The following is a 13830-nucleotide window of genomic DNA, read 5'->3' on the forward strand; positions in this document are numbered from 1 at the left end:
CTGAGAGCTGGGATTAGCGGGCGACACGCCCGTAAACACGCGCGGAGTAACGATTATCCGACAAGACGCGTTCGACAGAAGCGACCAACGCATCATCAATCGACCCGGTCGCGCGCGCACGTGCGATGGTTGCGAGGATATAGTTGCGGCGGGTGCGCTGCTGCAGAACTTCTGCACGCACCAATTCCAGTTTGGCCTCGGCCAAGTCGAGGTCATTGGCGAGCCCAGCCTCGATCTCTTTCGAGATCTCATTCACAGCAGAGCGGCGCAGAGAAATGACCTCGTTCAAAGACCGATCATGCTGCCACAAAGCATTGAGCGCCGATGTCGCGCCGCGCATATCATTGACCGCCGCTTGAAGCTGCGCGTCGTAATCGTGACCAATGGCCAGTGCTTCGTTCAACTGCGCATCCCGGATCGCCCGAAGACGGCCAGAGGTGTAAAGATCCCATTCGAACTGAAGCGTCACATCCTCGGTGTTGGTCAAGCTCGAACCATCAAAGAGCGAACCACCACGGTCACGCTGGGCGACGGCAACTTCCAAGGACAAACGTGGATACATGGCCATACGCGCCTGATCCACCTCGCGCAAAGCGACGTTGACACGGCTCGCCATCGCGCGAACTTCTGGCGAGTTTTCAACGCGATCTAGCTCCGCTTGCGAAATTGCGGTTGGACGTGGAAGCGAAGCGCCATTGCGCGCAGCAGCCGGATACGGGCAGGTCGTGTCATAGGCCATCCCGCAAAGACGATCCGCCCGAATGCGATAGTCCGCAGCCGCAATCGACGCATCTGAGCGCGCACGTGCAAGCTCGGCTGCGGAAACCGATCGCTCAGACGCGCGAAGCTCGCCTGCGTTGGACTGCGTGCGCTCAAATTCGGCGCGCGCGTTGAAATATTGGACCTCAGCATTCGCCAGACGCCAACGTTCGATCGCCTCGGCCGCATCCGCGTAAACCGTCAGAACATTTTGCAGCAAATCTTGTTTCGCCGCTTCAAAATCAGATTGGCGCGCTTCAGCTTCCGAACGCGCCGCGACGATCGCCGCCGACATCGGCAAATCGAGCAAGCGCATATTGGCGGTCAAAGCAATGTTGGTCGTGTCGTAGCGCGTATCATCGCCCGCAAACGACGGGTTCGAGCTTTCCTCGATGACTTGATGCGTATTGATCTTGTCAGCCGTCAGAGCCACTTGCGGATAGAACTCGCGTTCTGCCTCTGTGACCCGTGCTTGCGCCGCCATCATCTGACGCTGCGCGGACGCGACATTGGGGCTTGTCTGTGCCGCGACTGCAGCAAACGACGTCAACGACCCGGACGTGCTTATCCGGCTTGGCGCCATGCTGGACGGGATCGGCACGACGGCACCGTCTTTTTCCATCTGCGCCAAAAGCTCTTCAGCGGATTTCTCAAACTTAATGTTGCCGCCACATCCCGCGGCAACCAGCGCCAAGGACAGCGAGGACACACGCACCGCGTACTTCAGAGCAGACGTCTTTACGAAGGGAGCCTGTAGCATAGCAGTTTCCTAGAATTTACTGGTAAAGTTGATCTGCACTTCTTGCAGATGATCCGTGTCTTCATGCTGGAATGGATGCGCGAGAACCAACTCGACCCGCGCAGGACCAAACTCGCGACTAACGGTCAAACCGATTGACGCCCGCAGGTTTGCACCGTCGTCAATCGCGGCACGCGCAGCATTACCATTGTCGTCAAAACCCCATGCCGAACCTAAATCCACAAACCCACCGATCGCCAATTCGGGCATCGACGCGATTACGCCCGTGCGCCGCGCGTAAAATGACATGACAGCATAATTCGTTGCACCAACCGGCGCGCCATCCAGCACGGACGCGTCCGCCGGGCCAAATCCACCGGCCTCAAAACCACGCAAAGCCCCAGAAGAGGGCAAAAACCGATCATTCACCGTTGTTTGCCCCTCCCACATAGAAATCATACCCGCAGCCAAGCGAACACCGACTTCGGTCTCAGATTGAGGGAAGGCAATTTCATAAGACGCTGTCGTTTCGAGCTTGCCGTAAGACAGATCGCGACCGTCGGTGATGGCTTCCCCGCTGATGCCATAAGACCAGCCCGCGCGCTTGGCCGAGTAGTCAAGACCCAAGCCATAAAGGTCTCGCGCGCCCTGCTCAGCCTGCAAAACAGCAGGCGCGGCTGCAACATTCGAGATTTCGTCGTGGCCAAAAATAGCCTCAACCGTCAGCCGGGAGTTCGGATTGGCAAAAACCGCCTGCGGTCTAAAAAACGTCTCTGTCGTATCAATTCCCATCAGCGATTGTCGATCACCGGTAACGTGGCTCAAGACAAAAGCAAATTTCGGATTTCCGTTGCCAATTCCGTTGTTTTGAAACAGCAGGTCGTAGGAGTGTTCGTCTTCTGAGACGTCAAAACCAAAATCCAGTGTTTGGTCATAGCCTAAAAAGCGGTCATGCCTAAAACGCCCAGATACGGATGCACCTGCATCCATATTATAGCCGACCCCAAAGGCGAGCGAGCCAACCTTTTCAGCTCCGAGGTCCATGTCCTGAGCGTGGACAGAAGGCGCGAAAAAACACACCAAAACACATGATTTTACCAGACTATATCTTCGCATATTCCCCCTCGCATTTTTACAACCTCAATCACGTTACGAAGGGTCGATCGCTGGCAGCCTTCATTTTCCGGGGAGTTCATCCCTCAGGTCACGTCTCTGGACCCAAAGATATACCCAGATTTCAGGTTCAGACCGAAATCGTTCGTCTTGTTAACGTGATCTAAAGGTATCTTCTGCGCACCCGAAGGTATGTTCTACGCGCAGGACTGAAGAAAACAGATTGCCTCACCTCAATCAGGCAGGCATCCGCGAAATGATTGGGGCGCCCGCAGTCGCCCCATGTCCTCCCTCTCTCCCCGGCACCGCAGACCCACACTCCCCAAGTGGCTCACCGATTGACGGTAAACTTGCCTGAAACGACCCGCATGACAAGCGTTTTTCCGCCGAATTAACACCTGCGGTTGCAAAGGCTGCGGGAATGGGGCGGATCAGAGGCGGTGCTCTGGTTCCGCCAGACAGTGTCAGAGCCGCCCCCAACGCTGCCGACGAATAGCTTGATGCCAATATCGGCCTCTTGTCCTGGCCCCCCTGCGCAGGAGCATCCCGCACGCGCCCAGTCCGGGCCAAAGGTGCAGAACAGTCGCCGAAACTCCTATTTCCTGTGCATTTCTTGTGGGTAAGCCGCGCATTCACGACTTATCCACCATAATCTACTTTACAGACCTCGCCGCAGCCCGCACGATATCTGGTAGGGGCGCTGTGGATAACCGCCGTGCCTAGTATCGAATTCGATTTCTTGGGGACATTCCTCAAACCAGTACAGGCAAGCGGGGGCAGCATGGCACTGAGCGAAGACTATCTCGATAGCACCGAGATCCATCCGATCGACGTGGTCGAGATGCTTGCCCAAGCGCATGACTGGGATTTTGACCGCCTCGCCCATGACCAGATCGCGATGTCGGTCGAGGGACAGTGGCGCAGCTACGCGCTCACCCTTGATTGGTCTGAGCAAGATGAAACGCTGCGGTTGATCTCGACCTTTGAACTTGAACCGCCCGAGGCGCGGATGGGCGCGCTTTACGAATTGCTCAACCGCATCAATGACCAATGCTGGACCGGGGCCTTTACGTGGTGGCCGGAACAGGGGCTGATGGTCTGGCGCTACGGGTTGGTGCTTTCGGGCGGGCAGATCGCGAGCCCAGAGCAAGTCGACCGAATGATCCGCGCGGCACTCAGCGTTTCGGAGCGTTTCTATCCGGCGATGCAACTGGCGACATGGGGCGAAGAAACGCCCGAAGCGGCGATGAAAGTCGCCATTGCCGAGGCTTACGGGCGCGCCTAATCTCCCCCGCGACAAGGGAGATTGCGATGGACTTTTCCGAAATCGAAAAACGCGGGCTCGTGCTTTTGGGCTGTGGCAAAATGGGCTCGGCGATGCTGGCGGGCTGGCTCGGCCAAGGGCTAAGCCCCAAAGCGGTGCATGTGGTCGAGCCTTTTCCGTCAGATTGGCTGAGCGGCACCGGCGTTGCGCTCAATGGCAAACTGCCCGAAGCGCCTGCCGTGGTGCTGGTCGCCGTCAAACCGCAAATGATGGGCGAGGCGCTGCCCACACTTAAAGCGATGGGCGGGGGCGAAACGCTGTTTGTGACCGTGGCCGCAGGCACGACGCTCGCCACCTATGAAACCATTCTTGGCGCGGCCACTCCGGTGGTGCGCGCGATGCCCAACACCCCCGCCGCGATTGGCCGGGGCATCACCGCAATTTGCGGCAATGACAGCACGACCGAGGCGCATCTGGCTTTGGCCGAGGGGCTGCTTTCGGCGGTCGGCCAAGTGGTGCGGCTTGAGGGTGAGCATCAGATGGATGCCGTCACCGCCATTTCCGGCTCCGGCCCGGCCTATGTCTTCCATATGATTGAGGCTTTGGCGGCCGCGGGCGAAGCCCTAAACCTGCCCGCAGAGCTAGCCATGAGCCTTGCCAAAGCCACCGTCGGCGGCGCGGGCCAATTGGCCGAAGACAGCGATGTCTCGCCTGCGCAATTGCGCGTCAATGTCACCTCGCCGGGCGGCACCACCGCCGCCGCGCTGGCGGTGTTGATGGACCCGGAAGCCGGCCTGCCACCACTCATGCAACGTGCTACCGCCGCCGCCGAGGCGCGCGGCAAGGAGTTGGGGAAATGAGCGATCCGATCACCTATGATGATTTCGCCAAGGTCGATATTCGCGTGGGCCGTGTGGTCGATGTGCAGCCCTTCCCCGAGGCCCGCAAACCCGCCTACAAGATCTGGGTCGATTATGGCCCTGAAATTGGCGTGAAAAAATCCTCCGTGCAGATCACCGTGCATTACACGCCCGAGGATTTGATGGGCCGCCAGGTGCTTGGCGTCGTCAACTTCCCGCCGCGCCAAATCGGCCCCTTCATGTCCGAGGCTTTGGTGCTCGGCCTGCCCGATGCCGATGGCGCCGTGGTGCTGATTGGTCCGGGCCAAGAGGTGCCGCTTGGCGGGCGGATGTTCTGATGCGGCTTTTGGTGAGCCGCGCGCAAACTGCACGTGTGAGCACGATTCTGCGCGAGGAATTCGGTGCGGAATTTCGCGAAAACGATGCACCAATGGGCGTGGCCGAAGCCCGTGCCGCTTTGGCGGAGTATGACGCGCTTTTGCCCACTTTGGGCGATGCGTTCGTGGCCGAGGCCTTTGCCGGGCCGGTCCGCGCAAAACTGCTGGCCAATTTCGGCGTTGGTGTGAACCATATTGATCTGCAGGCCGCCCGCGCGGCGGGGGTCAATGTCACCAACACGCCGGGTGCGGTCACCGATGCCACCGCCGATATTGCGATGACGCTGCTCCTTATGTCTGCCCGCCGTGCCTCGGAGGGGGAGCGAATGCTGCGCGCGGGCGACTGGTCCGGCTGGGCGCCGACGCAAATGCTGGGCGCCCACGTCACGGGTAAGCGGCTTGGCATCATCGGCATGGGGCGGATTGGCCAAGCCGTGGCGCGCCGCGCGCATTTTGGCTTTGGGATGGAAATTGCCTATGCCACCCGCAGCCCGAAAGACTTGCCGTTCACGGCGCGCCCCCTGCCCTTGCCGGACGTGCTGGCTTGGGCCGATTTCGTGGTGCTCGCCGTTCCCGCCACCGCAGAAACCCGCAACATGATTGGCGCGGCGGAATTGGCGGCCATGCGCCCCCATGCGCATCTAATCAATGTCGCGCGCGGCGATGTGGTGGATGAAGTTGCGCTGATTACGGCGCTTGAGGCTGGCCAGATCGGCGGTGCGGGGCTTGATGTCTATGCCCAAGAACCGCTGGTGCCCGAGGCCCTGCGTAGGCTCAACAACGTCACCCTCTTGCCCCACCTTGGCACCGCCACCGAAGAGGTGCGCGACGCAATGGGGATGATGGCGATTGAGAATTTACGCGCCTTCCGTGACGGCAAAGCGCTACCCAACCCCGTCTGAACGCTTGACCTTCCCCAAAAGCGGGCCGAACGTGGCGCAAATTTGGGGGAGCATGCATGTATCAGCCAGCGATTACCGCGACCGGAGTTTTTGTCCCACCTGAGGCGATTTCAAACGATGATTTGGTTGCCGCGTTCAACGCCTATGCTGACCGGGTGAATGCCGAGAATGCTGCCGCGATTGAAGCGGGGGAAATGGCCGCGATCCCGCATTCATCTTCTGAGTTTATCGTCAAAGCCTCGGGCATTGAAAACCGCTATGTGATGGACCGCTCGGGCGTTTTGGACCCTGCGCGGATGTACCCGAACCTGCGGCAACGCTCTGACGACGAACCCGGTATCATGGCCGAAATGGCACTTGCGGCCTGCGAAGCCGCGCTGAGCAAAGCAGGCCGCAAAGGCGACGAGGTCGATCTAGTGATTTGCGCCGCCTCCAATATGGAGCGCGCTTATCCGGCTGTTGCGATTGAAATTCAAAAGCTTCTGGGCGCGGGCGGCTTTGCCTTTGACATGAATGTGGCCTGTTCCTCGGCCACATTTGGCATTCAGGCGGCGGCGGATATGATCCGGTCGGGCTCGGTCCGGCGCGCGCTGGTGGTGAACCCCGAAATCACCTCAGGCCATTTGGAATGGCGCGACCGCGATTGCCACTTTATCTTTGGCGATGTGGCCACCGCCACGCTGATTGAGCGCGCCGAGGATGCCGAACATGGCTTCCTGATCCGCTCCACCCGCTGCGCGACCGAATTTTCGAACGCGATCCGCAACAACAACGGTTTTTTGCGCCGCAACCGCCCCGATGGGATGCAAGACCGGCGCGACATGCAGTTCATGCAAGAGGGCCGCAAGGTCTTTAAGGAAGTGCTGCCCTTGGTCTGCACGCATATCGGTGCACATCTGACCGAAGAAACCGTGCCAGCGGATAGCCTGAAGCGCCTTTGGCTGCACCAGGCAAACAAAACGATGAATGATTTCATTGGCCGCAAGGTGCTAGGGCGTGACCCAGAACCCGGCGAGCAGCCCAATATCTTACAAGAATTCGCGAATACCTCATCCGCCGGCTCGATCATTGCCTTTGATCGGTTCTCATCAGACCTAAACCCTGGCGACAAAGGGCTGATCTGCTCTTTTGGCGCGGGCTATTCGGTAGGCTCTGTGATCGTCGAACGGTATTAAAGCACGCCCAGAGCCGCCGCGCGCGGCTCCGGGCAGGATCAGTTTACTCTGCCGCCCAAGCCTCGACTGGCGGGCAGGTGCAGACCAGATTCCGGTCGCCATAAGCGTTGTCGACCCGGCCCACAGGCGGCCAGTATTTATCCACTCGGAACGCACCGGGCGGGAAGCAGCCTTGCTCGCGCGAATAGGGGCGATCCCACTCTGCCACCAAATCCTCGACTGTGTGGGGCGCGTGGCGCAGCGGGCTATTTTCTGCCGAAATCCGCCCCTCGGCCACGTCGCGCACCTCTTCGCGGATCGCTTCAAGCGCGGTGACAAAGCGGTCGATCTCGGCCTTGGTTTCGCTTTCGGTGGGTTCGACCATCAAAGTGCCCGCAACCGGCCAAGACATGGTCGGCGCATGGAACCCATTGTCGATCAAGCGCTTGGCGATATCGTCCACCGTCACGCCCACCTCTGCAAAGGGACGGGTGTCCAAAATGCACTCATGCGCGACCCGGCCACGGTTCCCCATGAAAAGGATCGGATAGGAGTTGCGCAGCCGCGCGGCGATGTAGTTCGCGTTCAAAATCGCCACCCGCGTCGCCTGCGCCAGCCCCTCGCCGCCCATCATCAGGCAATAGGCCCATGAAATCAGCAAGATCGAGGCGGACCCATAAGGCGCCGCCGAAACAGCGCCGGGCTTGCCATCGGTCTCGGAATGCCCCGGCAAGAAGGGGGCGAGATGCGCTTTCACCCCAATCGGCCCCATGCCGGGCCCGCCGCCGCCATGCGGAATGGCAAAGGTCTTGTGCAAGTTGAGGTGGCTCACATCCGAGCCGCATTCGCCCGGGCGCACCAGCCCCACCAGCGCATTCATATTCGCGCCGTCTAAATAAACCTGTCCGCCGTGGTCGTGGGTGATCTGGCAGATCGTTTTCACCGTTTCCTCAAACACGCCATGCGTCGAGGGGTAAGTGATCATGCAAGCGGCGAGCCTATCGCCCGCCTCAGCGGCCTTCGCGGCGAAATCTTCAATATCGACATCGCCATTCGGGGCAGATTTCACCACCACCACCTTCATCCCCGCCATCGCCGCCGAGGCCGGGTTCGTGCCATGCGCCGACATCGGAATGAGGCAGATATCGCGCTGGTCATCGCCCCGTGAGCGGTGATAGGCGGCGATCGTCATCAGCCCCGCATATTCGCCCTGCGCGCCGGAATTGGGCTGCATCGAAAAGGCATCATAGCCGGTGATCTCGCACAATTTTGCCGTCAGATCCTCGATCATCTCGGCATAGCCTGCGGCTTGATCTGCGGGCACGAAAGGGTGGAGCGAGTTGAACCGATGCCACGTAAGCGGCGCCATTTCCGCCGCCGCATTGAGCTTCATCGTGCACGACCCAAGCGGGATCATTGCCCGGTCCAGCGCCAGATCGCGGTCAGACAAACGGCGCATGTAGCGCATCATTTCGCTTTCGGCGCGATTCATGTGAAAGACCGGATGGGTCAGATACTCCGTCTGCCGCAGCATCTCTTCGGGGAAGCCCAGATGCGTGCCCGCAGGCGGCGGCTGCAAAATCCCAAACGAGGCCAGAACGCGCGCGATCACATCGTCATCTGTCATCTCATCAACCGAAATGCCAACGCGCCCTTCGCCCACTTTGCGGAAGTTGAGCCCATGCTGGCGCGCCGCCGCCATGATCCCCATTTGCCCCACGCCCACGCGCACGGTGATCGTGTCAAAATAGGCCTGCGGCGCCACATCGGCGCCTGCGGCGACCAACGCATCATGCAGCCGAACCGCATTGAAATGCACCGTTTCGGCAATGGCGCGCAGCCCCATTGGCCCGTGGAACACGGCGTAGAAACTCGCCATCACCGCCAACAGCGCCTGCGCGGTGCAGACGTTCGAGGTCGCCTTTTCGCGGCGAATATGTTGCTCGCGGGTTTGCAGGCTCAGGCGGTAGGCCTTGTTGCCGCGCGCATCAATGGACACGCCAACAATCCGCCCCGGCATGGTGCGCTTGAGCTTATCGGTACAAGACATAAAGGCCGCATGCGGGCCGCCATACCCCATCGGCACGCCAAAGCGCTGCGCCGAGCCCACCGTGATATCGGCCCCCATCGCGCCGGGTTCTTTGAGCAAACACAGCGCTAGAAGGTCGGTCGCCATCACCGCAATGGCACCCGCCTCATGCAACATGGCGATGTAATCGGTAAAATCACGCACGTGGCCATAGGTGCCGGGATATTGGAAAATCGCGCCAAAGACTTGATCAGGCACCATTTCATCGGGCTGACCCTTGAGGATTTCAATGCCAAAGGGCGCGGCGCGGGTTTCCAGCACGTCAATCGTTTGCGGATGCAGGTTGAGGTCGACAAAGAACGCCTTGGCCTTCGATTTCGCACCGCGCTGCGCCATCATCATCGCCTCGGCGGCGGCAGTGGATTCGTCGAGCAAACTGGCGTTGGCGACAGGCAGCCCGGTAAGGTCGGCCACCATCGTTTGGAAGTTCAAAAGCGCTTCCAGCCGCCCTTGAGCAATTTCGGGCTGATAGGGCGTGTAGGCGGTATACCACGCCGGGTTTTCCAAGATATTGCGTTGAATAACCGGGGGCGTGGCCGTGCCGTAATAGCCCTGCCCAATGAGCGAGGTCATCACGACGTTCTTTTGCTGCACCTCGCGCAGCTTATTGTGCAGCCCGTGTTCGGTCATTGGTGCCCAGCTCAGCGGTTTTGCCTGCCGGATCGTGGGCGGCACCGTTTCGTCAATCAGCGCGTCAAGCGAGGGCACCCCCACCACCTTCAGCATCTCTTCCATCTCCGCCGGACTCGGCCCGATGTGGCGACGGTTGGCGAAATCATATGTGTTGTAGGTCGTGGGGGTGAAGGTCATGATTTTACCCGATGAAATTCGTGTAAGCGGCTTCATCCATGAAGCCTGCAAGCGCTGCCGGATCGCTGATCCGGATCTGGAAGAACCACGTGCCAAGCGCATTTTCATTCACCGCGCCGGGGGTGTCGGGCAGCACCTCATTCACCGCGACGATCTCCCCTGCGACCGGGGCAAGAATGTCGGAGGCGGCTTTGACGGATTCGATCACGCAAATCTCTTCGCCCTTTTCGACGATGCGCCCGACCTCGGGCAGTTCAATAAACACAACATCGCCCAACTGTTCAGAGGCATGGGCGGTGATGCCCACGGTGACCAGATCGCCCTCGGGGCGCAGCCATTCATGCTCTTCGGTAAACAGGATCGTCATGGGGGTGCTCCTCAGCGTTTGTAGCTTGTGGGATGGAAAGGCAGGGGCGTGATCCGCGCGGGCAGGCGTTTGCCGCGCATTTCGCCATAAACGGTGCTGCCCTCGGGCAGGTCAGCGGGCAGATAGGCCATCGCCATCGGCCCTTCGATCGAGGGGCCAAAGCCGCCCGACGTCACGGTGCCAATGGGCGCGCCGCCCTCGGGCGCAGCGTAAATCTCAACGCCTTCGCGCATCGGCGCGCGGCCTTCCGGGCGCAGCCCCATGCGCTTGCGACTGGGGCCATTGGCCAGTTCTTGCAAGATGCGCGCGGCCCCCGGGAAACCGCCTTCCCGCGCCCCGCCCGCACGACGCGCCTTTTGCAGCGCCCACGTGAGCCCGGCTTCCACCGGCGAGGTGGTGGTATCAATATCATGGCCATAAAGGCACAGCCCCGCCTCAAGCCGCAAACTGTCGCGCGCACCAAGACCGATGGGGGCCACGGCCTCATTTGCCAAAAGCGCGCGCGCGAAGGCGTCAATCACCTCATCGGGCACCGAAATTTCATAGCCATCTTCACCCGTATAGCCAGAGCGAGAGACCCAAAGATCATTGCCTTGCCACAGGAAGGTCGCCGTTTCCATGAAGCGCAGTGCGGCGGCACCGGGGACAATTGCCTCCAAGACGCCCTCCGCGGCAGGGCCTTGCAGCGCCAAAAGCCCGCGCCCTTCCACCACGGTGACACCCTCGATATGCGCTTTCAGATGGGCGATATCCGCCTCGGCACAGGCGGCATTGACGACCAAAAACAAATGATCGCCGCGGTTTGTGACCATCAGATCATCCAAAATCCCGCCCGCGTCATTGGTGAGCATCGCATAGCGCTGGCGGTTCAAGCCAAGCCCGGCAATATCCACCGGCACCAAAGCCTCCAGCGCCGCCACGGCGCCGATCGGCAAGATCACCTGCCCCATATGGCTGACGTCAAACAGCCCGGCCTTGACGCGCGTATGCAGATGCTCTTTCAGCACGCCCATCGGGTATTGCACGGGCATTTCCCAGCCCGCAAAGGGGACCATCTTCGCCCCCAATTCCACATGCAGATCATAAAGCGACGTGCGTTTGCACCCCGTATCCCCGGCCATGTCATCCCCCTTAGCCGGTTCCCCGGCACCGATTTCTCGGGCAATGCGCCCGCTCGATGCCCCCCCTGTCCGTGCCTGTCACAGGCGCCTGAGATCATTATCCCTTCGGCGGGTCCGCGATGGGCGGGCCTCTCTCCAGAGTTTTTGTCAGACCGGTCCTTTTGCCTGAGAGTTTACCGGGGCGGTTGCTCCTTCGGCCCTGACCTTGCGGCCAGTGTCTCCCGTTCCTGACTTCCCTCGCATAACCGAGGCAAAGCGGCACTTGCAAGGAAGAAAATCAAATCCGACGCTTTACGGATAAAAACGACCAAATCAGGTCGCTATTGCACAAAAAAGAACAGGGCCGGCAGTGCCGACCCTGTTTCAATAGCCTTTTGGCGTGATGCCGTGCTTAGCCCTTGGCGCGCACTTTTTGCAAAAGCGGCATCAGATCGGCCATCTCCGGGCCATGGCTTTGCCCGGTCAGCGCTTTGCGCAGCGGCATGAAGAGGCCCTTCCCCTTGCGCCCGGTTTCCGCCTTCACTTTGGCGGTCCATTCGCTCCACGTGGTGGCGGTGAAGGGCGGCTCGGGCAAAAGCGCCATCGCGGCGGCCACAAACTCGGCATCTTCGGCGTCAATCACCGGCTCGGCACCTTCCAGCACAAGTTCCGCCCAATGTTTGAGGTCCGACAGCTTGTCGATGTTTTGCGAGGCCACGGCCCAGAACTGCTCGGCCATCGCATCGGGAATGCCCAGCGTGCGAATATCGGCTTCCACCGCCGCATAGGGCAGTTGGTGGTTGCGCGCGCGGGTGAGCGGGATCAGATCCTCGGGGTCGAACTTCGTCGGCGCCGAGCCAAATTGCGACAGTTCAAACCCTTCGGCGATCTCATCAAGGCTGAGCTTGAGTTCCACCGGCTGGCTGGAGCCAAGCCGCGCCATCAGGCTCAAGAGCGCCTCGGGCGCAATGCCATTTTCACGCAGATCACGGATCGACAGCGTGCCAAGGCGCTTGGAAAGCTCCTCGCCCTTCGCACCTGTCAGCAAGCTGTGGTGGGCGAAGGCCGGGGGCGTGCCGCCCATCGCCTCAATGATCTGGATTTGCGTCGCGGTATTGGTGACGTGGTCGCCGCCGCGCACAATATGGGTGACCCCCATATCCATATCATCGACCGAGGAGGCAAAGGTATAAAGCACTTGCCCGCCCGCCTTGATCAGCACCGGGTCAGAGACCGAGGCCGCATCAATCGAAATGTCGCCAATGATGCCATCTGTCCATTCGATCCGGGTCAGATCAAGCATGAAACGCCAATAGCCCTCGCGGCCTTCAGCGCGCAGCTTTTCTTTGTCTTCTGCGGTGAGCTTCAGCGCCGCGCGGTCATAGACCGGGGGGCGGTGCATGTTCAAAAGCTTCTTGCGCTTCAGGTCCAGCTCGGTCGGGCTTTCAAAGCATTCATAAAGCTTGCCCGAAGCACGCAGGCTTTCCGCCGCCGCTTCGTACCGATCAAGCCGCAAAGATTGCCGCTCTTCGCGGTCCCAGGTCAGGCCCAGCCATTCAAGGTCGGCTTTCAGCGCATCGACATATTCTTGTTTCGAGCGCTCCTGATCGGTGTCATCAATACGCAAAATGAAGGTGCCGCCATTTTTGCGGGCGGTCAGATAGTTCATCAGCGCGGTGCGCAGGTTGCCGACATGGATATAGCCGGTCGGCGAGGGGGCGAAGCGGGTCACAACGGTCATGGCGATCTCCTGTTGCGTGATCCTCTTTCACAGGCGGGCCGTTTTGTCCATATCGAGCAGGGCGCGCAAACGGGTTGCGCCGCGTTGGGAGGCAGAAAATGAGCCGTTGGAAAGACTGCGAAGCGCCAAGCCTTGCAGAGATCGAAGCGATGGCGGAGGCCGCACGAGCGCTTTTGCCCGAAGCGTTCCAGGCGTCTGCGGCGCAAGTGGTGCTGCGGGTCGAGGATGTGGCCCCCGATACGTTTCTCGAAGAGTTAGAGATCGACGACCCTTATGAGCTGACCGGGCTGTATGAAGGCGTGCCGATGACCGAGAAATCCATCGCAGACCCGAGCGGGCCGGATGTGATCTGGCTTTTTCGGCGCGCGATCTTGGATGAATGGGTGGCGCGTGGCGATGTTGGGCTAAATGAATTGGTGGCCCATGTCTTTGTGCATGAGATGGCGCATCACTTCGGCTGGTCAGATGACGATATCGCCGCCATCGACCGCTGGTGGGAATAACAGCTCCGCGAGGCGGCTGGACCGAAACCGGCCACCACCTATCTGGTAGCGC

General features: G+C 60.3%; 12 protein-coding genes and 1 riboswitch. Of the genes, 6 read left to right on the top strand and 6 right to left on the bottom strand.

Features of this window, described 5'->3' with window-relative positions:
- Positions 1-13: 13 nt before the first annotated feature.
- A complete protein-coding gene (locus tag BW967_RS05655) occupies positions 14-1519 on the bottom strand; it encodes a TolC family protein (protein ID WP_083951978.1) in 1506 nt (501 codons plus the stop codon).
- Between the two features lie 9 nt (positions 1520-1528).
- On the bottom strand, positions 1529-2542 hold the full coding sequence (locus tag BW967_RS05660) for a BamA/TamA family outer membrane protein (RefSeq protein WP_076484090.1): 1014 nt from the start codon (positions 2540-2542) through the stop codon (positions 1529-1531).
- Positions 2543-3392: 850 nt separating this feature from the next.
- Here BW967_RS05660 and BW967_RS05665 point away from each other — a divergent pair.
- From BW967_RS05665 to BW967_RS05685, 5 genes are read left to right on the top strand one after another with little or no spacing between them, the layout of a single operon-like run.
- Positions 3393-3896, top strand: coding sequence for a type III secretion system chaperone family protein (locus BW967_RS05665; RefSeq protein WP_076484091.1), 504 nt, complete (start codon positions 3393-3395; stop codon positions 3894-3896).
- Positions 3897-3922: 26 nt separating this feature from the next.
- The gene (gene proC, locus BW967_RS05670) at positions 3923-4735 is read left to right on the top strand and encodes a pyrroline-5-carboxylate reductase (protein ID WP_076484092.1); all 813 of its coding nucleotides are present in this window, start codon (positions 3923-3925) and stop codon (positions 4733-4735) included.
- The gene (locus tag BW967_RS05675) at positions 4732-5073 is read left to right on the top strand and encodes a tRNA-binding protein (protein ID WP_076484093.1); all 342 of its coding nucleotides are present in this window, start codon (positions 4732-4734) and stop codon (positions 5071-5073) included. Before proC ends, BW967_RS05675 begins: the two co-directional genes overlap by 4 nt.
- Entirely contained in the window at positions 5073-6014 is a 942-nt protein-coding gene (locus BW967_RS05680) for a 2-hydroxyacid dehydrogenase (RefSeq protein WP_076484094.1), read from the top strand. Before BW967_RS05675 ends, BW967_RS05680 begins: the two co-directional genes overlap by 1 nt.
- A 56-nt stretch (positions 6015-6070) precedes the next feature.
- Entirely contained in the window at positions 6071-7189 is a 1119-nt protein-coding gene (locus BW967_RS05685; RefSeq protein WP_076484095.1) for a beta-ketoacyl-ACP synthase III, read from the top strand.
- Positions 7190-7232: 43 nt separating this feature from the next.
- On the opposite strand, the gene gcvP is transcribed toward BW967_RS05685, so the two are convergent.
- From gcvP to gltX, 4 genes are all read right to left on the bottom strand, one after another.
- The gene (gene gcvP, locus BW967_RS05690) at positions 7233-10067 is read right to left on the bottom strand and encodes an aminomethyl-transferring glycine dehydrogenase (protein WP_076484096.1); all 2835 of its coding nucleotides are present in this window, start codon (positions 10065-10067) and stop codon (positions 7233-7235) included.
- Positions 10068-10071: 4 nt separating this feature from the next.
- Positions 10072-10428 (bottom strand): glycine cleavage system protein GcvH, encoded by a 357-nt coding sequence (gene gcvH, locus BW967_RS05695; protein WP_076484261.1) that lies wholly within the window; start codon positions 10426-10428, stop codon positions 10072-10074.
- A 17-nt stretch (positions 10429-10445) separates the two neighbouring features.
- Entirely contained in the window at positions 10446-11555 is a 1110-nt protein-coding gene (gene gcvT, locus BW967_RS05700; protein WP_076484097.1) for a glycine cleavage system aminomethyltransferase GcvT, read from the bottom strand.
- 143 nt (positions 11556-11698) lie between these two features.
- Positions 11699-11789, bottom strand: a riboswitch (glycine riboswitch).
- Between the two features lie 157 nt (positions 11790-11946).
- A complete protein-coding gene (gene gltX / locus BW967_RS05705) occupies positions 11947-13275 on the bottom strand; it encodes a glutamate--tRNA ligase (RefSeq protein ID WP_076484098.1) in 1329 nt (442 codons plus the stop codon).
- Between the two features lie 98 nt (positions 13276-13373).
- Between gltX and BW967_RS05710 the strand changes: the two genes are divergently transcribed.
- On the top strand, positions 13374-13778 hold the full coding sequence (locus tag BW967_RS05710; protein WP_076484099.1) for a metallopeptidase family protein: 405 nt from the start codon (positions 13374-13376) through the stop codon (positions 13776-13778).
- Positions 13779-13830: the final 52 nt, after the last annotated feature.

It is taken from the genome of Rhodobacter aestuarii (assembly GCF_900156655.1).
Lineage (GTDB): Bacteria > Pseudomonadota > Alphaproteobacteria > Rhodobacterales > Rhodobacteraceae > Rhodobacter > Rhodobacter aestuarii.